The 20,063-nt window shown below is 64.7% G+C and carries 16 protein-coding genes; 8 read left to right on the plus strand and 8 right to left on the minus strand.

Translation table 11 applies throughout. The features are described 5' to 3' along the window. Nucleotide 1: 1 nt before the first annotated feature. Both ABIA90_RS02065 and ABIA90_RS02070 read right to left on the minus strand, forming a co-directional pair. A complete protein-coding gene (locus ABIA90_RS02065) occupies nt 2-1,081 on the minus strand; it encodes a maleylacetate reductase (RefSeq protein ID WP_354117110.1) in 1,080 nt (359 codons plus the stop codon). Beyond that, nucleotides 1,078-1,401, minus strand: coding sequence for a Dabb family protein (locus tag ABIA90_RS02070; RefSeq protein ID WP_028147171.1), 324 nt, complete (start codon nt 1,399-1,401; stop codon nt 1,078-1,080). Before ABIA90_RS02070 ends, ABIA90_RS02065 begins: the two co-directional genes overlap by 4 nt. Nucleotides 1,402-1,509: 108 nt before the next feature. On the opposite strand from ABIA90_RS02070, the gene ABIA90_RS02075 reads away from it, so the two are divergent. The 5 genes from ABIA90_RS02075 to ABIA90_RS02095 all read left to right on the plus strand — a co-directional run bounded on the left by ABIA90_RS02075 (nt 1,510) and on the right by ABIA90_RS02095 (nt 7,623). Further along, nucleotides 1,510-2,433, plus strand: coding sequence for a LysR family transcriptional regulator (locus ABIA90_RS02075; RefSeq protein WP_028147172.1), 924 nt, complete (start codon nt 1,510-1,512; stop codon nt 2,431-2,433). Between the two features lie 13 nt (nt 2,434-2,446). Further along, entirely contained in the window at nt 2,447-3,892 is a 1,446-nt protein-coding gene (gene xylB, locus ABIA90_RS02080) for a xylulokinase (RefSeq protein ID WP_354117111.1), read from the plus strand. Nucleotides 3,893-4,022: 130 nt separating this feature from the next. Continuing rightward, complete coding sequence (locus ABIA90_RS02085) at nt 4,023-5,546, plus strand: sugar ABC transporter ATP-binding protein (RefSeq protein ID WP_354117112.1); 1,524 nt, start codon at nt 4,023-4,025, stop codon at nt 5,544-5,546. Nucleotides 5,547-5,559: 13 nt separating this feature from the next. Next, entirely contained in the window at nt 5,560-6,573 is a 1,014-nt protein-coding gene (locus ABIA90_RS02090; RefSeq protein WP_502916622.1) for an ABC transporter permease subunit, read from the plus strand. A gap of 102 nt (nt 6,574-6,675) precedes the next feature. Continuing rightward, nucleotides 6,676-7,623 (plus strand): ABC transporter substrate-binding protein, encoded by a 948-nt coding sequence (locus tag ABIA90_RS02095; RefSeq protein ID WP_135215839.1) that lies wholly within the window; start codon nt 6,676-6,678, stop codon nt 7,621-7,623. 79 nt (nt 7,624-7,702) lie between these two features. Here the strand turns inward: ABIA90_RS02095 and ABIA90_RS02100 are convergent, their stop codons facing one another. The 3 genes from ABIA90_RS02100 to ABIA90_RS02110 form a co-directional block, all read right to left on the minus strand. Beyond that, nucleotides 7,703-9,238 carry a glucosamine inositolphosphorylceramide transferase family protein gene (locus ABIA90_RS02100; protein ID WP_354117114.1) on the minus strand — a complete coding sequence of 512 codons (1,536 nt, stop codon included), beginning with the start codon at nt 9,236-9,238 and terminating at the stop codon, nt 7,703-7,705. Between the two features lie 29 nt (nt 9,239-9,267). Beyond that, nucleotides 9,268-10,443 carry a glycosyltransferase family 4 protein gene (locus ABIA90_RS02105; protein ID WP_354117115.1) on the minus strand — a complete coding sequence of 392 codons (1,176 nt, stop codon included), beginning with the start codon at nt 10,441-10,443 and terminating at the stop codon, nt 9,268-9,270. 227 nt (nt 10,444-10,670) lie between these two features. After that, complete coding sequence (locus ABIA90_RS02110; RefSeq protein ID WP_354117116.1) at nt 10,671-12,017, minus strand: lipopolysaccharide biosynthesis protein; 1,347 nt, start codon at nt 12,015-12,017, stop codon at nt 10,671-10,673. A gap of 472 nt (nt 12,018-12,489) precedes the next feature. On the opposite strand from ABIA90_RS02110, the gene ABIA90_RS02115 reads away from it, so the two are divergent. Beyond that, the gene (locus ABIA90_RS02115) at nt 12,490-13,713 is read left to right on the plus strand and encodes an FAD-dependent oxidoreductase (protein ID WP_354117117.1); all 1,224 of its coding nucleotides are present in this window, start codon (nt 12,490-12,492) and stop codon (nt 13,711-13,713) included. A 28-nt stretch (nt 13,714-13,741) separates the two neighbouring features. Here the strand turns inward: ABIA90_RS02115 and ABIA90_RS02120 are convergent, their stop codons facing one another. Continuing rightward, entirely contained in the window at nt 13,742-14,878 is a 1,137-nt protein-coding gene (locus ABIA90_RS02120; RefSeq protein ID WP_354117118.1) for a GNAT family N-acetyltransferase, read from the minus strand. A gap of 230 nt (nt 14,879-15,108) precedes the next feature. On the opposite strand from ABIA90_RS02120, the gene ABIA90_RS02125 reads away from it, so the two are divergent. Both ABIA90_RS02125 and ABIA90_RS02130 read left to right on the plus strand, forming a co-directional pair. After that, nucleotides 15,109-16,395, plus strand: coding sequence for an O-antigen ligase family protein (locus ABIA90_RS02125; RefSeq protein WP_354117119.1), 1,287 nt, complete (start codon nt 15,109-15,111; stop codon nt 16,393-16,395). A gap of 20 nt (nt 16,396-16,415) precedes the next feature. After that, nucleotides 16,416-17,441, plus strand: a complete 1,026-nt coding sequence (locus ABIA90_RS02130) for a glycoside hydrolase family 5 protein (RefSeq protein ID WP_354117120.1) — start codon at nt 16,416-16,418, stop codon at nt 17,439-17,441. Between the two features lie 53 nt (nt 17,442-17,494). Here the strand turns inward: ABIA90_RS02130 and ABIA90_RS02135 are convergent, their stop codons facing one another. After that, on the minus strand, nt 17,495-18,859 hold the full coding sequence (locus tag ABIA90_RS02135; protein WP_354117121.1) for a four-carbon acid sugar kinase family protein: 1,365 nt from the start codon (nt 18,857-18,859) through the stop codon (nt 17,495-17,497). Beyond that, on the minus strand, nt 18,856-20,061 hold the full coding sequence (locus ABIA90_RS02140) for a ribulose-bisphosphate carboxylase large subunit family protein (RefSeq protein WP_354117122.1): 1,206 nt from the start codon (nt 20,059-20,061) through the stop codon (nt 18,856-18,858). The genes ABIA90_RS02135 and ABIA90_RS02140 overlap by 4 nt, the downstream gene beginning before the upstream one ends. Between the last annotated feature and the right edge of the window lie 2 nt (nt 20,062-20,063).

Below are 20,063 nucleotides of genomic sequence, written 5' to 3' on the forward strand. Positions count from 1 at the left end.
TTCAGGCCGCCGCTTTGATGGTAACAGGCGGTTCGCCGGCCCAGGCGCGGGCGATCAGCTCGCGGATCGCGTTGCGCTCGAGCGGGCGCGGATTCCAGTAGGCGTTGGTGACCGCGAGATCGGCGGCCTTGTCGATGCCGCTCTCGGGCATGCCGATGTCGCGCAACGCCAGCTTCGCACCCAGCCGCTTCGCGAGGTCGTAGAGCCCCTGGGACGCGTCGGCCGCGCCGATCGCGCGCGATATCCGCGCCATGGCATCGGACACCGCCGGTGCGTTGTAGGCCAGCGCATGCGAAAGCACGATGGTGTGGGTTTCGGCATGCGGCAGATCGAAGGTGCCGCCGAGCGTGTGGCAGAGCTTGTGATGCAGCGCCATGCCGACGGTGCCGAGGCAGACGCCGCACAGCCAGGCGCCGTAGAGTGCTTCGGTGCGCGCCTCGCGATCGTCGCTCTTCGCGGCAATGGCGGGGAGGGCGCGGGCCAGCGCGCGGATGCCTTCTTCCGCCATCAGCGATGTCACGGGATTGGTGTCGCGCGCATAGAGCGCTTCCACGGCATGCGCGATCGCGTTGATGCCGGATGTTGCGGCGAGGCTCGCCGGCAGCGTCAGGGTGAGGTCGACATCGTAGATCACGGTCTCCGGCAGTATCGCTGCGTCGCGCACCGTGGTCTTCAGGCCGTTCTCGGTCTGGCCGACGATCGGCGTCATCTCCGAGCCGGCATAGGTGGTGGGAATGCAGAGCTGGTTGACGCCGGTGCGCAAGGCCAGCGCCTTGCCGAGGCCCGTGGTCGATCCGCCGCCAAGCGAGACGACGCAATCGGCCTCGCATGCTTTCATCGCCGCGAGCGCGCGCTCCGTGACCTCGACCGGGGTGTGCATGGTCGCGCCGGGAAAGATGCCGGCGTAGAGCGGGCCGAGTGCGGCCCCCAAGCTCTTGCCTTGTGCCTCCTGCTGCGGCGTCGTCAGCACCAGCGCGCGCTTGCCGCCGAGCCGCTCGACCTCGGCTTTGGCGGAGGCCAGCGTTCCGCTGCCGAACACGACGCGGCAGGGCAGGTTTTCAAAGGTGAACGAACCGATCATGCGCCGGTCTCTTTGATGGGATAATCGACCTGGAAGCGTCCGATCCGCAAGTCGCCCAGCGCCTCGCGGACGCGCAAATGTTCGGGGTGGGTGGCATAGGCGGCGAGTGCGGCCTGGTCGGCAAATTCGGAGAACAGCACCACGTCGCAGGCGTAATCGACATCGCTGACGTCGACGCCGACCTCGATATGGGTGAGGCCCTCAATCCGGCCCCGCAGTCCCTCGAACAGGGTCTTGACCTTGGAACGGGCCGCGGAGCGCTCCGCGGGCGTCTCCCCGCGTAGCCGCCACATCACGATGTGCCTGATCGGGCCCGACATTTCCCAGTTTCCTCGCCTGCTATCTTGCTTGTGTTCTGACCATTTTGACTTGCAGGATGCGGAAATAAAGGTCAATATTTGTAAGTCTCTTTTTCTAAAAGTGGAAAAATGGATCGCCTGCTGCAATTGGAGGTGTTCTCCAAGACGGCCGAGCTCGGCAGCCTGTCAAAAGCCGCCGAGGCCTTGCGCATGTCGAATGCGGCGGCGAGCCGCCATCTCAGCGCGCTCGAGGAGCGCCTTGCGGTCAGGCTGATCGAGCGCAACACACGCAGGCTGTGGTTGACGGAGGCGGGGCAGGAGCTGCTGGAGCGCTCCAGCCGGGTGCTGAGCGAACTGGCGGAGGCCGAGGACATCGTCAGCGATCGCGCGCTGTCGCCGCAGGGCACGCTGCGGGTCACGAGCTCGCTGTCCTTCGCGGTGATCTATCTGGCGCCGATGCTGCCGGCCTTCCGCGCGCGCTATCCGAAGCTCAACATGCAGATCACGACCGCCAACCGCTATCCCGATTTCATCGAGGCCGGCATCGACGTCGCGATCCGGACGCGCGAGCAGGAGCCGGATTCGAACATCATCGTCCGCCGCATCGGCCAGATGCGGCGCGTGCTTGCCGCCGCGCCTTCCTATCTCGCAAGCGCCGGCGAGCCGGAGCAGCCCGCCGATCTCGCGCGCCACAACATGCTGGTCTACAATCTCGCCAACGATCCCTATTCGCTGCGCCTGCGCAAAAGCCATGGCGCGCAGACCGTCCGCATCACGCCGACGCTCGACAGCAACGACGGCCAGGTCATTCGCGGCGCGGCGCTGGCAGGGCTCGGCATCCTCATCCAGCCGCTCTACATCGTTCAAAGCGACATCGCGGCGGGCCGTCTCGTCCCGGTCCTGGTGGATTGGGAGCTGCCGCTGCTCACCATGAACATCGCATACCAGAACCGCGCCGGGCTGCCCGCCAAGATCAGGGCCTTTTCCGACTTCCTCGTCACCCACATCCGCGAGCATTCGGAGCCGGGCATCTGGATGGACGCGACGAAGTGAGCGGGTAGCAGCCATGTATCTCGGCATCGATCTCGGCACCTCGGCGGTCAAGACCGTTCTCGTCGACGGCGCCCAGCGTGTGATTGCGAGCGAGAGCCGGCCGTTGACGACGGCGTCGCCGCTATCAGGCTATTTCGAGCAGAACCCCGCGCAGTGGATCGATGCAACCTTCGCCACGCTGGATGCCTTGAAGGCGACGCATGCCGGCGAGTTGGCGGCCGTCGAGGGTATTGGACTGTCCGGCCAGATGCATGGCGCCACGCTGCTCGATGCGAGCTCGAGACCGTTGCGGCCCTGCATCCTTTGGAACGACGGTCGCTCCGCCGCCGAGTGCCAAGTCCTGGAACGACGCTGGCCCGACTTGCGCGCGACATCGGGCAACAAGGCGATGCCGGGATTCACCGCGCCGAAGCTGCTCTGGATCGCGACGCACGAGCCTGACATCTTTGCGGCGACGAAACTCGTGCTGCTGCCAAAGGCCTATCTGCGCCTGGTGCTGAGCGGCGAGGCCATCGAGGACGTCTCGGATGCGTCGGGATCGCTGTGGCTCGACGCCGCGCGCCGGGACTGGTCGGACGCAGCACTGGCGGCGACCGGCCTGTCGCGCGATCACATGCCGCGTCTGGTCGAGGGATGCGCGCCCGCGACCACGCTGCGCGGCGAGTTGGCGCGGCGCTGGGGCATGACCGGACAGCCGGTGATCGCGGGCGGTGCCGGCGACAATCCGGCAGGCGCCGTCGGCATCGGCGCGATCCGGCCGGGAACCGCGTTCGTGTCGCTGGGAACCTCGGGCGCCTTGTTGGCACCGACCAGCAGAATCGCCGCCAACCCGAACCGCGCGGTGCACACGTTCTGCCACGCCATTCCCGGCATGTGGATTCAGGCCGGCGCGATCCTCTCGGCCGCCTCCTGCCTGGCCTGGATCGCGCGCCTGTTCGGCGCCACCGAGGCCGAGTTGCTGGCGCCGCTTGGATTGCGCCCGCAGGCGCCGTCGCCTGTGAGCTTCCTGCCTTATCTGGCGGGTGAGCGGACACCGCACGATGATCCCGCCGTGCGCGGCATGCTGGATGGTTTGAGCCATGGCACCGATCGCGGGTCGATCGTGCAGGCGGTGCTCGAGGGCGTTGCCTTCGCGCTTGCCGATTGCCGCGACGCGCTCGCGGATGCCGGCATTGCGATGACGGAAGTCGACGCCATTGGCGGTGGTTCACGGTCCGGGTTCTGGCTCTCGGTGCTGGCAAACGTGCTGAATGTTCCGGTCCATCGCTTTGCGGGAGGCGAGACCGGCGCGGCGTTCGGTGCGGCGAGATTGGGGCGGCTTGCTGTCACCGGTGAGGCGATCGCCGCCGTGTGCACGCGGCCGCGGCGCATCGAGACGTTCGAACCCGACGCAAGGCTGGTCGATGCCTATGCCGAGCGGCTTCCCGCGTGGCGTGAACTGTATCGGCCGCGCCACTAGCATCGCCTTGACGTTGCATTCCCGTGTGTTCGGTATTGCTCTGCGCCGCGGCCTTTTGTTTAATGCGTGAACCGCGCTGACAAAATCATTGAGACGCGGGTAGGAAACGCATTGTGCGTCGGGAGGCACGATGAACGATCCGATCCTCGAGATGCGTGGGGTCTCAAAATCCTTCTTTGGCATCAAGGCGCTGCGTTCCGTCGATCTCACCGTCTATGCCGGCGAAATTCATGCCCTGATGGGTGAGAACGGCGCCGGAAAGTCGACCTTGATGAAGATCTTGTCCGGCGCCTACAGGCCCGATCCCGGCGGCGAGATCCGGATCAAAGGAAGCCCGGTACGGATCGAAGGTCCGCTCGGCGGCCGCGCGGCGGGCATCTCCATCATCTACCAGGAGCTGTCGTTGGCTCCCAATCTCAGTGTTGCCGAGAATATCTATCTCGGCCGGGAGCTATCGCGAGCAGGCTTGCTGGCACGCGGCGCCATGCGCGAGGGCGTCGGCCCCATCCTGAAACGGCTGGGCGCGGACTTCCTGCCGTCGACGCTGGTGGCGCACCTTTCCATGGGCCAGCGGCAACTGGTCGAGATCGCGCGTGCGCTGCACGTCAGATCAAAAATCCTGATCATGGATGAGCCGACCACCGCGTTGTCGGCTGGCGAGAGCGCGCGGCTGTTCGCGCTGATCCGCCAGCTTCGCGCCGAGGGGCTTGCCATCATCTACATCTCGCATCGCATGGACGAGGTCTATGCGCTCGGCGACCGCGTCACCGTGCTACGCGACGGCCGGCTGGTCGGGGCGCTCGACAAGAAGGACATCCGCGCCGACACCATCGTTCGGCTGATGGTCGGGCGTGACGTCTCCTCGTTCTACAAGAAGGATCATGATCCGGAGGCGGGGCGGGGGCATCCCGTGCTCGCAGCGATCGACATGGCCGATGGCCGGCGCGTCAAGGGGTGCTCGCTGACCGTGCATGCGGGCGAGGTGGTCGGCCTCGCCGGCCTGATCGGCGCGGGTCGCACCGAGCTTGCGCATCTCATCATTGGCGCGGCGCCCAGGACCTCCGGCCGTGTCGAGCTGGAAGGACGCCCGGTCGACATCCGCACGCCGGGTGAGGCGCTCGACATCGGCGTCGCCTATCTGACCGAGGACCGCAAGGCGCTCGGCCTGTTCCTGGACATGTCATGCCTGGACAACATCAACCTCGCGGTACTCGGAAGGGACGCCCGGATCGGTTACGTCCTCGACCGCGACAAGGCCCGCGACCGCGCCAACAGGGCGTTCGCGGCGCTCGGCATTCGTGCCGCCGACATCAACGTCACCGTCGGCGCATTGTCCGGCGGCAACCAGCAGAAGGTGCTGCTGTCGCGCCTGCTTGCGACCACGCCAAAGGTCCTGATCCTCGATGAGCCGACGCGCGGCGTGGATGTCGGCGCCAAGTCCGAGATCTATTCGATCATCGACAATCTTGCCAAATCCGGCACCGCAATCCTCGTCATCTCGTCCGATCTGCCCGAGATCATCGGCATCTGCGACCGAGTCGTCGTCATGCGGGCAGGACATATCGCCGGTGAAATCGAGCGTGGCGCGACGTCGCCCCTGAAGCAGGAAGACATCATGGCGCTCGCCACGGGGATGGAGCAACTCGATGCATGACGGCTCTCCAAAGATGGACACCGCCGCCGCGGGCCTCGCGGCCGCACAAGAGACGAAGCGTCAGCGCATAAGGCTTCTGATCCGCGCCGCCGGCATGCTGCCGGTGTTGTTGATCTTGTGCGGCGGCTTCCATTTTCTGTCGGAGGGCCGCTTCTTCACCGGACAAAATCTCGGCATCGTGTTGCAGCAGGCCGCAGTGAACACCGTGCTCGCCGCAGGCATGACCTTCGTCATCCTCACCGGCGGCATCGACCTCTCGGTCGGCTCGATCCTGGCGGCGTCTGCGATGGCCGGGTTGACGCTCTCCAAGGTGCCGGAGCTCGGGATGCTGTGGCTGCCGGCCGCGCTGCTCACGGGCCTCGGCTTCGGCGTCATCAACGGCGCGCTGATTGCGCTCCTCCGCCTGCCGCCTTTCATCGTCACGCTCGGCTCTCTCACCGCCGTACGCGGCCTGGCGCGACTGCTCGGGGCCGACACCACCGTCTTTAATCCTTCCATTCCCTACGCCTTCATCGGCAACGGCTCGCTGACGCTCGTTCCCGGCATCGCGTCGATCCCGTGGCTCTCGGTGATCGCCTTGCTCGTCATCCTCGTCTCGTGGCTGGTGCTGCGCCGGACCGTCCTCGGCGTGCACATCTATGCGGTGGGCGGCAATGAAAGCGCGGCGCGGCTTGCCGGCATCAAGGTCTGGGCCGTGCTGATCTTCGTCTACGGCATCTCGGGACTCTTCGCCGGGCTCGGCGGCGCCATGCAGGCGGCGCGGCTCTATGCGGCCAACGGTCTCCAGCTCGGCCAGTCCTACGAGCTCGATGCGATCACCGCCGTGATCCTCGGCGGCACGTCGTTCGTCGGCGGCATCGGCTCGATCTGGGGCACGCTGGTCGGCGCCTTGATCATCGCCGTCCTGTCGAACGGCCTGATCCTCGTCGGCGTCTCGGACATCTGGCAATATGTGATCAAGGGCCTGGTGATCATCGGCGCCGTGGCGCTGGACCGCTACCGGCTGCAGGGCTCCGCCAGAACCTGAATGGGTTCGGCGCGCACCTGAGTGCGCATGGTGTGATGCGAATTTCCGCTGCGGCAACTGGTCTGCCGTGCCGGATAAGAATACAGACCAGGGAGGAAGCCAATGTTGAAGACGATCACGCTCGCCGGCGCCGCGATGGCGCTTGCCCTAAGCACCGCGCCATCCTTCGCCAAGGAACTCAAGTCGATCGGCGTCTCGCTGGGGTCGATGGGCAATCCGTTCTTCGTCGCGCTGTCGAAGGGCGCCGAGTTCGAGGCCAGGAAGACCAATCCCAATGTGAAGATCACGACGGTCGGCTTCGAATACGACCTCGGCAAGCAGGTCACCCAGATCGACAATTTCATTGCTGCCGGCGTCGACCTGATCCTGTTGAACCCCGGCGATCCCAAGGCGATCGGGCCGGCGATCAAGAAGGCGCAGGCGGCGGGCATCGTGGTTGTCGCGGTCGACACCGCGGCCGAAGGCGCCGACGCCACCATAACCACGAACAACGTGCAGGCCGGCGAGATCTCATGTCAGTACATCGTCGACAAGCTGGGGGGCAAGGGCGACGTCATCATCGAGAACGGGCCGCAGGTCTCGGCCGTGATCGACCGCGTCGTCGGCTGCAAGAACGTTCTCTCGAAGAATCCCGGGATCAAGGTGTTGTCCAGCGACCAGGACGGCAAAGGCTCGCGTGAAGGCGGTCTCACCATCGCGCAGGGCTATCTGACGCGCTTTTCCAAGATCGACGCCATCTTCGCCATCAACGATCCGCAGGCGATCGGCACCGATCTCGCGGCGCGCCAGCAAGGCCGCAGCGGCATTGTCATCACCGCGGTCGATGGCGCGCCCGACATCGAGGCCGCGCTGAAGGATCCGGCGGCGCCGCAGGTCCAGGCGTCCGCTTCCCAGGACCCGTTCTTCATGGCGCGGCGCGCGGTGCAGGTGGGCGTGGGCATTCTCAATGGCCAGAAGCCGGCCTCGACCGTCGAGCTCCTGCCCTCGAAGCTCGTGACCCGGGACAACGTCGCCGAGTACAAGGGCTGGACCTCGGATCGTTCTCAGTAGAACGCCGCCTCCAGCGGGAGCGGTCGGAACACGAGATGACGGGCGGCGTTGTGATCCACGCCGTCCGTCGTGCCACGCGCTAGCAGGCGGTGTGGGGACTGGTTCGCGGGGACAAGACGACCGATGGAAATTTGCTTGCGAAGGCCCGGGTCTTGGGTTGAACACGCGATCCGTCGATCACCTCGAGCCGGCCACAGCGGTTCAGCGTGTGCAGCTTTCTGCCGGGCCATGCCGGTCCGGGTCTGAGGGAGTGGCGGACGACCTGCTTGAACGTCGTCGGAGACAGTTCGATCACTTCCGCGAGGCCGAGCGCTGCGCCATATCCGTCGGCGCAATCCTGCACCGGCCGCCACAATTTGCCATCGATGGTGACGAAATTCCCCGCGGGTCGCGCGCTTGCGCGATCGATCAGGACCGGGTTGCTGGCATGGGGCAACCAGGGGCCGAACAGGTGCTCGGCGTAATAGATCGCAAGCGAATCCGAATAGCCGCCGGTTCCGTCTCGCCAGGCTCCGAACAAATAGTTCAGACCGTTGTGCTGCGTGATGGTCACATCGGCCAGTTCGAGGCCTGAGAGCAGCGTGGCGTGTCGTTCCCATTTGTCCGGAAACCGAACGCATTTGTAGAGCGCGACGTCCCCGTGGAGCGAGCTCTCCGGGATCATCCACAACTCGCCATTGTCCTCGATCAGGAACGGATAGGACAGGTGCCAGGGCTCCTCCAGCACGGGCACGACCTCGCCGACCGGGCCGGCGTCGCCGAACTCGACTGCCGAAATGATGCCCTTTCCAACCCGATGATCGAGATCTTCGAAGTAGACGAATGTTCGTCCCTGCCATGTGATCGGGAAGGGATCGGCGTAGAAATGATTTCCGGGATCGGCGAGAACGTTCCAGCCAGGCCCGGAGAGATCTCCCGTCTGCCAGACGCCCGCGCCATCATTGAAGCGCCATCCGACATGCCAATGCGGCGCATAGCAGCAGAGGCGGTAGATCTCCTTGGCGATCGATACGGCGAGGCCGCGCACGACGTAGGCCGCAGCCGGCCGGCCGTTGCCGGCTCGGGCCTGGCGTGCCAGCTGCGGCACGATACGCGGCCGTCCCGACAGGATGGCCGCCACCATGGTCAGGGTTCGCGCCATGACCGTTTCGAGCCCACCGCTCAAACCGGCCGCGATTTCTGCGGAGGGATGGCCGCGATCGATCACCGCACCGTCGACCTCGTTGACGATCTCGATGACGGGCAGGTCGCCGGCGAGAATCGCGGCGAGTGCCGCGTTTTCACCTGCAGTTCCGTTGAACAACGGGCGGAGATACAGCGGGGCCGAACAGTTCGGATCGCGCGCGGCGCTCGTGAAATCGACGATCACATCGGCCGTGCCGGTGCGGGCCTGCGTCTGTTCCGGATCGATCTTCAGCCCGTCGGCGCCGCTGTGCCTGCCTTTACGCAGCACCACGCGCTCAAGCTCGAACAGGGCGTCGAGCCCCGCGGGCCGTGGCTCCGCCGTCGCAGTCAACGCGATTTGAACCGGAACGTCCCGGCCGTCGATCGACAGCGTCTGGCGGTGCATCCACCGCCGCGCATGGTCACGTTCGCAGCGAAACTCGATGATCATGTCGAGCCAACCTATTCCAACGCATCGGCTCAGACGACCCGGTTGAGGATTTGAACGTATTCCTCAACCATCGCATCGACCGAATAGCGCAACCTCAGGCCTTTGGCATTCTTTTGCAGTTCGTCGCTCAGTGCTTGGTCGGTCAGAAGTCTGGAGACGGCAGCCGACAGCTTCGCTTGATCTGAAGCATCGACAAAGAGGGCAGTGGGCTTTCCTTCGAAGGACAGCACCTCGCGCAGCACGGGAAGATCGGTGACGACCGAGGGAACGCCGGCGTTGGCGGCCTCGACGGCGGCGAGGCCAAAGGTCTCGGCCTGCGTCGGAAACACGAATATGTCGAGACAGGCGAGAAAATCCGCGATCTGGCGTGGCGCGATTTCGCCGAGCAGATGCAATCGGTCCGAGACCTTCAAATCGTCCGCAAGCTGCCGCAGTCGCGCTTCGTCGGCGCCCTGGCCGGCGAGTGCAAGGTGCCACGACGGCTCGTCCGGCAGGAGGCGTATCGCCGCATCGAGCCGCTTGTGCGGATGCAGCCTCGCCGCGCAGCCGAGCAGGACGCGGTCCGGCGGCAGGTTGAATTTCTGTCGTGCGGCGCTCTTCGGCAGGATGAGGGCCTTGTCCTCGAAGCCGTGCGGGACATGCACCATGCGCGACCGGTAGGCCTGCGGGTAGCGCGAATACTCGCGCTCCATGTCCTTTGAGTTCAGCGTGATGCGGTCGAAGAAGCCGACGCTGCCCATGACGATGTCGGCCGTGCGGATCGGCCAGCTCATCGACAGCGCGGATGAAACCTGATTGGCGACGACAGGGGCGCGGCTGACGAGGCGCGTCACGCCCGCGCCGATGACGTTGCCGAAATGCTGGAAGGTCAGGACGGCGTCGGGCCGCGTGGCTCTGATATGACCGCCAAGCGTCCACAGCATCCGCAGCAGCGCAACCGGATTGCCCGGCCGGCTCGATGCGCAATAGAACGTCTCGGGCGGCTCGTCGAACGAATCCGATTTGCGGAAGAAAAACAGGTTGGAGACGCGATGGCCGCGCGCGGAGAGGCCGGCGCCGAGAAGCCTGGAGATCTCCTGCGCGCCCGCGTTTTCGGCCTGGGTCTGTACGAGAAGGACGTGCAGCTTTCGTTCGCTGCCGTTCAGCCGCGCGAGTTCTGTCGCGGTCGTCTCGCCCAATTCCTTGTTCGGCTGGTAGTGGAGCACGGATCCCGACCGCTAAAGAAACGAAATCTTCACCTTCTTAACCCCGTACCTATCATGCAGGCATCGGGCAGACACCGACTAGCAACAAACGGAGTTAATGCGCGAGCCGCCGATTGCCGCGTTCTCGCGGGAATTCTGCCGGTTCCCGGATGGTGCGCAGCGAGCGCGTTAACCAACGGGACGCGCGCGCCGTCGCGGATCAACCAGGCCGTTCGTACGGTTGACGCCTATTCGGCGGAGTCGGCGCCGCGAACCGCATAGCGGCCGCGTCGCCACGCCGAGAAGCGCAACAGCACGAGAACCGAAGGATCGACCCCGGTTCGCCGGCGGCACAAGATATTGAGCGCGATGGTCGTGAGCGCCAGCGACACGGTGGCCGCAATTGCCGCGCCAAGCACGCCGAGCCAGGGGATCAGGACGAGGAATCCGACCAGTCTCAATGCGACATTTGCGGCGACGACGGGGACGTAGATGCGTTCATGGCCGGTCAACTGCAGGATCGCCGCCGACGGACCGCCCGCGGCCTGGATGGCCGTTCCGATCGCGAGCACGATCAGCACCGAGTGCTGCTCGGTGAAATGAGGCCCGAATAGGTTGAGGAGATAGGGGCCGCCGATCCAGATCATGGCGAGGCCTGCGACCACGCAAAGCGCGGTCACTTCCGCCATGAGCTGCAGCGTCCGCTCGAATTCCTGGTGATTTTTGCTGAAGTAGAGCGAAGGAAGCCGGCGCGCGCCGAACGAGTAGAGCGCGGCGGAGAGCATGGCGAAGATGTTGGCGAGGCGTGACGCCGCGAAGTAGATGCCGGCGGTCGCCGGATCCAGCATCCAGTAGACCAGAATGACGTCGAAATACTGGTTCGCGACTTCAAGGATGGACGCAAGCCAGAAATGCAGCGCGCTCGATCGCCAGCGCGATGCTTCGGAATTCGCTGCTGTCGTGCGCAAATCCGGCAGCACCCGTACAATCGCAATGATCTGTGCGACGAGGCCCACCGACATCGCAATCGTCATTGCGGCGATCAGCTCGGCGGGATCGAGCTGCCGATGCCCGAACAGCATGGCGAGCAGAAACAGCACGACGAAAACCCGCCAGAAGAACTCGCGGTTGCCTTCGCCCATGATAATGCTGACCAGCGAGCGCGCGATCTGGCTGCCGAGCATCAATCCGGCGCTCACGGCGGTGTAGGCCGAGACGGCGAGGATCAGCAGCCACAAATCCCCTCTGAAGTGCGCAACCAGCGCAACTGCGGCGATCGCGATCAGCATCGCGATGGCGGAAATCCTGAAGCTGGAGAGCAGGAGGCCCTTGGTGAGGTCGGGCCTGTCGCCGACCTCATACTCGTTCAGGAATCGCACCAGCAATGCTTCCTGACCGACCAGTCCTACGACTGCGGCGATCTGGGCAACCGAAAGCCAGGTCGCAAAGATGCCGAATCCGTCGGGTGTCATTGTTCGCGCGGCCAGCGAGAACAACGCAAACGCGAGCGCGCCGCTGCCAACCTTGAGGAGGATGGTCCCGACGACACCGCGCGTGACGTCACGCCGCAGAAATTGAACAATGGAATCGATCATCGAAGATGCTGAGCGTTCCCCGAAGATGGGCGTTGCAAGTACGGCGAGAGCCTAGCATGCCGGAAAAATGCGAGTGTTAATGCGCGGTCTTCAGGTCCCGTCGTCTGTCGTCGACGAAGGTCGTACGCCGCTGCTTCACTGCGGAACAGCCGCGTCCGTGATGTGCCAGATTGAGCGGGCACCGGCTCGACCGAAAAGCGGCGCGATGTCGTGCCGGTGCTAGGTGCGGGGCGAAGCCGGCCAGCCTGCGGCTGTTCGAGCATTGGAATGGCCTCTCTGGAACGAATTCGGACGCTTGGTCTGGCGAGACAGCAGTATTTCGAGGTCGTTCTGAGCAAGGCGCGTGCCGGGACGGATGTGTCCGGCGACCCGTTAACCTCAATCGCCGGAAATGATCGCGTTTGGCTCTGCGATACGACATCAGGCGAGGGAATTGCACATGGAACCACCGTTAACCGTGGAGCCCTAAACCATGACGACGGATAGACCCGTGACCGAGCCGAGCGCTGCAGCTGCGACTGCGGCGATCGTCGCAGACATCGCGATCGTCGGTGGCGGCCTTGCGGGATCGCTCGCCGCGTCCGTGCTTGCGCGGGCGGGGCATCGCGTCGCACTCGTCGACAAGCGCGCGGTGCATCCGGACGAATTCCGGGTCGAGAAGCTCGGTGGCCAGCAGCTCGAGATGTTCCGCAAGCTGGGCTTCCTCCATGCGCTCGAGAACGTCGCCTGCCGGTATGACCGGGTGCTCAATATCCGGGAAGGCAAGGTCGTCGATGTCAGCGTCGGCCAGGCTTACGGGTTTTCCTATGCCGGCCTCGTTGCCATGGCGCGCGGCCAGCTGCCTGATCCGTCCAATCTGATCGTCGACGAAGTCACCGCAATCAGACCCAGCGACGATGTCCAGCATATCGAGCTTGCGTCCGGACGGCGCCTGGACGCGCGGCTCGTCGTGCTCGCCACAGGCATGGCGGGAGCGCTCGGCTACAAGCTCGGCATCAAGCGGCGTGTGCTGGCCGAGCGCCATTCGGTGTCGTTCGGCTTCACGATCGCCCGCCGCGATGGCGCGCCGTTCGATTTCGAGGCGCTGACCTGTTACGGCGAGCGCACCGCTGACGGCATCGACTATCTCAGCCTGTTCCCGGTGCCATCAGGCATGCGGGCCAATCTGTTCATGTTCCGCGACCCGACCGATCCGATCATGCGCGAGCTGCGCCGCGAACCGGAAGCGACCGTCCTGCGGCTGCTGCCGGGACTGCGGCCTTACCTCGGCGATTTCCACGTGACCGACAAGGTGCAGAACTGGGTGATGGATCTGACCGTGGTGGAGGGACACCTTCAGCCCGGAATCGTTCTCATCGGCGATGCGTTCCAGACCAATTGTCCCGCCGCCGGCACGGGCGTCGCCCGCCTCCTGGTGGACGTCGACCGCCTTTGCACGGAGTACGCACCGCGCTGGCTCGCAAGCGCCGGCATGGGCACGGAGAGGATCTCGCAGTTCTATTCCGATCCCGACAAGCTCGCGGCAGACCAGCGGTCGCTGAAAATGGCGCGCTTCCGTCAGGCCCTGACATCCCGCAACGATATCGAATGGGATGTGCGACGCCGGTTGCACTTCCTGCGGCGCAGTCTCACGCATCGTGTCGATCAGATGCATCCGGGCTGGCTCGGCCGCGTCCGCGGCGCGCTCCGCGCCTGAGCTCTGAGCTCCCTCGCTTGCGCTTCAGCTAGCGCGTGGGCGTCGGGGTGCGGGCCGGCAGGAGCCTGAAATCCGACAGCCGCTTGGCCGCCAGTTTGAGCCAGGGAGCCTGCTTCAGCGCGAACAGGCTGATGGCGCCCGCGGTGCTGCCGGCCTGCGTGACCATCCACATCGGCGAAGGCTGGCCGCCGAACAATTTCTTGTACGGCTCGTCGCCGATCGTGAAGTCGAGCATCTGATCGCCGCGCTCGATGCAATCCCGCGCCACTTGCTCGAACATCAGAGAGCCCAGGGATTGGCTCTTGTAGCCGTCGATATCGAAGGCGCTCATGATGACGAGGAAGCTGCCGCGATGGCGCAGTCCGAGCACGGCGGCGATCACGCCGCCGTCCATCTTCATGGCGTAGAGTCGGACGAACGAGCCGAGACCGCGGGCCGCCACGTCAGAATAGAAGCTGTAATATTCGGGGCGCTGGAGCAGGTCGCCGTCGCCCTGGGCGTGAAAGCGCGGGCCGCGATATTGCTTCATCGCGTCCATCGCCTCGGAGATCGAGGCGCTGTCGTCGCAGCATGAGAAGCTCAATGCTCCCTTCTTCTGGAGCTGGCGATATTTCTTGGCGAGCTCCTTCTGATAGGAGCGATCCAGCGCGCTGGCGCGCCATTGCTCGAACGGGGCGACGAGAACGGTCGCGTAGGCGTTTGTCTCCATCGAGACCCGGCGTGGCGCGCCGAGGAGGCTTTCGATCGGAAGCCGTCCGTCGGGCAGCTTGGTCATGCGGAGCAGATCGAACGGGCGGACGAGGCGCCGGATCTCCGCGCAGGCCGCTTCGTCCTCCAGCAGGCTGGCAAACACCTCGGGACTGCAGACCGGCGCCAGATAGTCGGATACGCGCAGATCGGCGAATTCGATAGTGCGGATCGGGCCGCGGCGGATTCGGAGCAGGGGCAGCACCATCGCCAGCGCCCCCGTTGTACGGCGGCGGACCACGACGACCAGCGGCGTCGCGCCTGCATGGGATGCGAGCCTGGCGTAGAGGCTGTCCAGCCAGAGCGGATGCTGAAACGCGGTCGCGGCAGAGCTGTCGAACAGCGCCGCGTATTCCGGAGACAGGAAGTCGAACGCCTGCTCGATGGCGATATCGAATGTATTGCTCGGCTTATTCATGCGTGACCACGGAAACCAGATAATCCGGAGAAGTCGATCGAGCCGGATCCCACGCTTGTATAGCAGGGTCGTGACGGCCGAGGCACCAGCGGGGTGCGATTTGCATTAACGCATCGAGCAGGGGCCGTATCGTTATCAATCCCCGAAGTTTCGAGATTTCGTGGTGCCGGGGCCCGGGAGATCAACCCGCAGTAGTAGATAATTAACCAAGCTTAAGGGAAAGTCACCGCATGACCATCCTGCAGACCGAGAGAGACTCCGAGGCACTCACGAGCGCGATCTGGAAGACGCGCAGTGCCGGCGTCGAGAAGATCGCCAGGCTCGCCATCTGCGTATCGATCACCGTCAATGTCGTCGCGTCGATGGGGACATTCAATACGGCGATACTGCCGGCTGGACTGACTTATCTGCAACAGGCGGTCGCCCTGCTGATGTGGAGCGTCCTGATCTACGCAAGCGCGTTCGTACGCCCGCGCCTGCAGCTGGCGTTCAACCCGGATCTGATCGCGCTCCTTGCATTCTACGCGCTGGCGGTCGTCTCGGTGTTGTGGACCACTCTGAATGCCGCAGCCATCATGAAGAGCGCCGCTCTTGCAATGACGACGTTCGGCGCGTTCTGTATGATCACGCGGATCGATATCGACGATGTCGTGAAGGCGACATCCTCCGGGCTCTTCATATTGGTCGCCGCATCGGCGCTTTGCGCACTCGCCGTGCCCGATATCGGAGTAGACCATAGCTGGATGCACAATGGTCAATGGCAGGGCGTCTATGAATCGAAGCAGACGCTGGGCTTTGTCGGCGCGTATCTGATGTTTTTCTCCTGCTACCGGAAGATGACGGGGCAGGGGTGGCTGGCGTTCCTCGTCGCGTTCCTGCTGGCGTCGACCTGCGTTCTCGCGTCGGAATCGCGCGGCGCCGGTGCTGTCGCCCTGGCGGCTTGCGCGCTGCTCGTGACGTCGATGTGGTCGGTCGGCTGCATGAGGCTCTATGCAATCCTGCCCTTCGTCATGTGCATTCTGGCCGGCCTCTTGATCGTCTATTTTTACGCGACGGGATACGACGCCATCCACATTGGCGATGCGACCGTGAATTTCACCGAGCGGACCTTCATCTGGCACTACGCGATAAGCCATTTCGACGATGCGCCGCTGCTCGGCTTCGGAATCAACGGCTTCTGGACGATCCCGTCGATCTACGATTATTTCGAGCAGAACCACGGTTGGGTGCTCGACAACTATCATAGCGGCTATATCGCGATTCTGATGGAAACAGGGTTCCTGGGCTACGTGCTTTTCGCCGCGAGTGTTCTTCTGTTCTCGAACAAGGTTCTCTATTTGATTTCCGCACGATCGATCCACCGGGCGCACTGCGCCCTCATCATCGGATTTGTCGCCCTCAGCTTTCAGACCAATTTCACCGAGACGACGTTCCTTCGTTCGACCATGTTCACGTCGGTGCTCCTCGTGGCGTTCCTCCTTGCAACGTGCAGGCCGGTGCCGGAGACCGATTTCTAACCTTACGGAATGGAAGCAGGATGACCGCTCACCGTGCTCGCTGGTCGAGAAGCTTCAATCTTGCCGCAGCGGCTTTCGTCTTCGCATCGCTCTGCTCCGACGCCCATGGCGCCGGGCAGGTCGTGCCTCGCGACGCGGCAAAATTGGGACGCGGGATCAACATTCTCGGTTATGACGGAATCTGGGAGGGCGGTCAGAACGCGCCGTTCCGTCTGGACAATTTGACGGCGATCAGAAAGGCCGGATTCTCGCACGTCAGGATCAATTTCTTCGGCTTCAAGTTCATGGATCGCGGGAATGTGCTGGATGAGGTCGTGCTGAGAAGGCTTGATGCCGTCATCGAGGAAATCCTCGCCAGGAACCTCGTTCCCATCCTCGACGAGCACGACACGCATGTCTGTCAGCGTGATGTATCCGAATGCGGCGAGAAGCTCAGGGCATTCTGGCGGCAGATCGCGGAGCGCTATGCCGGAAGATATCCCGGGCTCGTCTTCGAGGTCTTGAACGAGCCGGGGGGACAGATGACGTCCGCCAGCTGGAATTCGCTCCTCAACGAATGTATCGGCATCATCCGCCGCACCAACTCCGAGCGGCGGGTCATTGCTGCCGTTCTCAACACAGACGAGATTCCCATCGACGATCTGGCTCTCCCCGCTGGCGACAGGAACCTCATCGTCACCTTTCATTATTACGCGCCGATACGCTTCACGCATCAGGGTGCGCCATGGTCCGAGACGTTCGCGCGCATCGGGCCGCTGGATTGGGGCAGTCCGGACGACGAAGCCAGGGCGACCGCTGATTTCGAGAAGGTCGGCCGGTGGTCGGAGAGAGAGAAACGCCCGGTTTATCTCGGCGAGTTCGGGGTATACGAACGGGCTCCATCCGAGAGTCGCCAGAGATACCTGTCGTTCGTGGCGCGAAGCGCCGACAGACGTGGCTGGGCATGGGCCTATTGGCAGTTCGACCATGATTTCGCGGCCTTTGACAGCGCCCGTCAGGCCTGGAAGCCCGACATCCTGCGCGCCCTGATCCCGCCGGCCCGTTGAAGCCGCAGTTCAAAGCCAATATCGGCCGGATCACGATCGTCTAGCGGTGACGGCTAACCGCCGTCTCTGGCCCGGCAGAATAGATCGATCCCGCCGACCTGTCCGCCCTTGAGCGCGATCTCGATATTCGCATGCGCGCGATCCGACGATGCGCGGTTGAGTGGCGCGCCTTCCGCGAGAGGGGCGATCGCGGTCAGCGCATAGATGCCCATCGCCTGCAGCGCATGTCCGGACGTGTCGCCGCCGGCGACCACGGCGCGCGGGAGCCGCGCGGTTTCCAGAATGGCGTCCAGTGCCTCGCCGAGCCCCGCGCCGATGCGCTCGTTCACTGCGCTCGCCGTTGCGCCGCTCGCCTTGATGGCCGCGTTGAGCGCGCCGATGGCGGGATCGTCGGGGCCGCTTGCGGTGATCAGGAGCGCATCGCGCCCCGACGCGAGTGCTGCGAGCGCACGCGCGACAGCGCGGCCGATCTCCCTGGTCCATTCGGCCGCGTCGACGGCGCGCGTCGCATCGAGCCGCTCGATATCGAAGCCATTGTCCGCGGCATGGGCGATCTGCGCGGCGGTGACGGGCGAGCAGGAGCCGGAGACGCAGGCGATGCGCTCGACGCCGGCAAGGCGCAGATCAGGCTTGCTGTCGGCAATCAGGCCCGCCGACCGCCAATAGGCGACCAGCGCCTGCTCGACACCTTGCGAGCCGGCGACAAAGAGGCGTTCGCCGCGATATTCCCAGATCAGGCGACCGGCCTCGATCAGGGATGGCTGGTCGAGCACGTCGAGCGAGATGATCTCGGTGCCGGCGCCCCTCGCGCGCATGAGCGCCAGATCCGCGCCGCCATTGGCCATGGTGACGAAGTCGATCAGTCCGATCGATCGCGCCGTCTGTTTTGCAAGATGTCGGCCGAGATCGGACTCGTCCATCGGCGTCACCGGATGACGCGACATGGTCGGGTGCCGGTCGAGACGATGGCCGACGCCATTCACGGCCGCGAACAGATGGCCGAACATCTGATAGCGCCCCATCGCCGGCGATCCCACGAGGAGCGGATGCCAGGTGCCGCCGAGCTGCGGCACCGCGAGATCGATCGCACGCCCGATCGAGCCGATCTGCGGCGAGGAGTCGAAGGTCGAGCACACCTTGTAGTGTGCGATCGGCGCGCCGATACCTGCGAGCACCGCGAAAGCCGGCGGAAGGTTTTGCTCCATCCAGGCCGGATCCTTCGCGCGCGCCGTGCCGGCGATGCCGATGCCGCGGAACTGGCTGGCGGACGCGAGACGTTCGGGCGTTGGAGGTTCGAGGAACAGGATTGTCGGCAGGCCCGCGAACGTGAGGGCCTCCATCGCCGCGGACGAGCCGGTGTAATCGTCGCCATAGAAAGCAACGAGTGGACCGTCGGGCAGGGTGGATGCGCCGCTCACGGCTGCGGGCTCGCCATCGCGGCGTCCCATGCTGCGCGCAAATCGGCAACGCCGGCGGCCGGTCCATCGGGATGGGCGAGAATGCCGCCGCCTGCTGCGAAGATCAGATCTGTCGAGCCGAGTGCGCGCCAGGTCGGTGCAGCCTGAGCCGGCGTCTGGCCCGAGGAGAACACGGGCATCGCGATGCACGGCTTGTGCGCGAACATCGGCGTCAGCGCCGCCTTTGCGGATGTGACCACACTGTCATCGGTCTCGCTGAACTTGTTGCCGATGCCGTTGACGTGCATGTGGTCGGCGCCGGCCAGCCGCCAGATCTTGTGCCAGGCCGTGTAATCCCAGCCGAGCGCGGGATGACGGTTGAGCGCGCCCCAGCCGTTGCGATGCGCATGAACGGGAAGCTGGGTGTGGCGGCCGAGCTCGACCATGCCTGTGAGCCCGACCGAGTTGATGCTCGCCATCATGCAGGTGCCGCCTTCAGCCAGCACCAGATCATGCCGGCGGCGCATCTGGTCGATCTCACCGGTGAGGTTGAAGGCGATCATGACCTTCTTGCCGGTTTGATCGGCGTGGTCGTTGACGACGCGCATCACGGCGCGCACGCGCGCGTCGAACGGACAATAGGCGCCGTCCGATTGCAGCTCGTCATCCTTGATGAAGTCGATGCCGGCCTCGCAGAGCGTGGCGACCAGATTGGCCGTCTCGGTGGGGCTGAGCCCGATGCTCGGCTTGATGATGGTGCCGATCAGCGGGCGGCCGTTGACACCGGTCAGCTCGCGCGTGCCGGCGACGCCGAATTTTGGTCCGGGATACGCGGCGGCAAACGCGAGCGGCAGGCGCAGGTCGAGCAGGCGCAGGCCGGTCAGCTGGCGCAACTCCCAGAGATTGCCGGCGATCGCCGTGACGAGATTGGGCAGTGACGCGCCGATATTGTCGAGCGGCCATGACAACGTCACGCGCGCGCGATTCCAGGGGCCGTCGGGGTTGATCGGGCGGGCGACCGGGAGCGATGGCGCGGAGATCGCATCAAGCAACTCGATGCTCTCGACGCGGGCGGCCGCACGCGCTTTCAGCTCCGGCGTTTCGCCGGGCACCGCAACGAACGTGCCGCTCGACTGCTCGCCCGCCATGGTTTCCGCGGCAAGACGCGGATCTTCAGGCGTTTCGATCAGATAGTCGGCTTCGATGCGAACGGGATTTTGCATCA

It is taken from the genome of Bradyrhizobium sp. LA6.8, assembly GCF_040547935.1.
In the GTDB taxonomy this organism is placed as follows: Bacteria; Pseudomonadota; Alphaproteobacteria; order Rhizobiales; family Xanthobacteraceae; genus Bradyrhizobium; species Bradyrhizobium barranii.